Origin of the sequence: Enterobacteriaceae endosymbiont of Donacia clavipes (assembly GCF_012570365.1) — a bacterium.
Taxonomy (GTDB): Bacteria; Pseudomonadota; Gammaproteobacteria; order Enterobacterales; family Enterobacteriaceae.
The window spans coordinates 753-2,049 of the sequence record NZ_CP046208.1; the positions used below are offsets into that span (position 1 = coordinate 753).

1 rRNA gene (running past one end of the window) is annotated in these 1,297 nt (G+C 47.3%); it reads left to right on the forward strand.

Annotated elements, in window-relative coordinates:
* Positions 1-1,164 (forward strand): 16S ribosomal RNA (locus GJT92_RS02260); it begins 752 nt to the left of the window's first position.
* Positions 1,165-1,297: the final 133 nt, after the last annotated feature.

Here is a 1,297-nt window from a genome sequence, read left to right on the forward strand (position 1 = left end):
ATCCCTAGCTGGTCTGAGAGGATGATCAGCCACACTGGAACTGAGATACGGTCCAGACTCCTACGGGAGGCAGCAGTGGGGAATATTGCACAATGGGCGAAAGCCTGATGCAGCTATGCCGCGTGTATGAAGAAGGCCTTCGGGTTGTAAAGTACTTTCAACAAGAAAGAAAAGATAAAATCTAATATATTTTATTTTTGACGTTACTTGTAAAAGAAGCACCGGCTAACTCCGTGCCAGCAGCCGCGGTAATACGGAGGGTGCTAGCGTTAATCGGAATTACTGGGCGTAAAGAGCACGTAGGCGGTTAATTAAGTCAGATGTGAAATCCCTAAGCTTAACTTAGGAACTGCATTTGAAACTAATTAACTTGAGTTTCGTAGAGGGGGGTAGAATTCCAGGTGTAGCGGTGAAATGCGTAGATATCTGGAGGAATACCAGTGGCGAAGGCGACCCCCTGGACGAATACTGACGCTCAGGTGCGAAAGCATGGGGAGCAAACAGGATTAGATACCCTGGTAGTCCATGCTGTAAACGATGTCGACTTGAAGGTTGTAAGCTTGACTTATAACTTTCGTAGCTAACGCGTTAAGTCGACCGCCTGGGGAGTACGACCGCAAGGTTAAAACTCAAATGAATTGACGGGGGCCCGCACAAGCGGTGGAGCATGTGGTTTAATTCGATGCAACGCGAAAAACCTTACCTGGTCTTGACATCCATGGAATTTAATAGAGATATTTAAGTGCCTTCGGGAACCATGAGACAGGTGCTGCATGGCTGTCGTCAGCTCGTGTTGTGAAATGTTGGGTTAAGTCCCGCAACGAGCGCAACCCTTGTCCTTTGTTGCCATCAGTTTAGCTGGGAACTCAAAGGAAACTGCCGGTGATAAACCGGAGGAAGGTGAGGACGACGTCAAGTCATCATGGCCCTTACGACCAGGGCTACACACGTGCTACAATGGTATATACAAAGAGAAGCAGCCTCGTAAGAGTAAGCGGATCTCATAAAATATATCTTAGTTCGGATTGGAGTCTGCAACTCGACTCTATGAAGTCGGAATCGCTAGTAATCGTAGATCAGAACGCTACGGTGAATACGTTCCCGGGCCTTGTACACACCGCCCGTCACACCATGGAAGTGGGTTGTAAAAGAAGTAAGTTGCTTAACCATTATTTGGAGGGCGCTTACCACTTTGTGATTCATAACTGGGGTGAAGTCGTAACAAGGTAACCGTAGGGGAACCTGTGGTTGGATCACCTCCTTTACTATAAATACACTCTAAAAAAAGAGTGCCCAC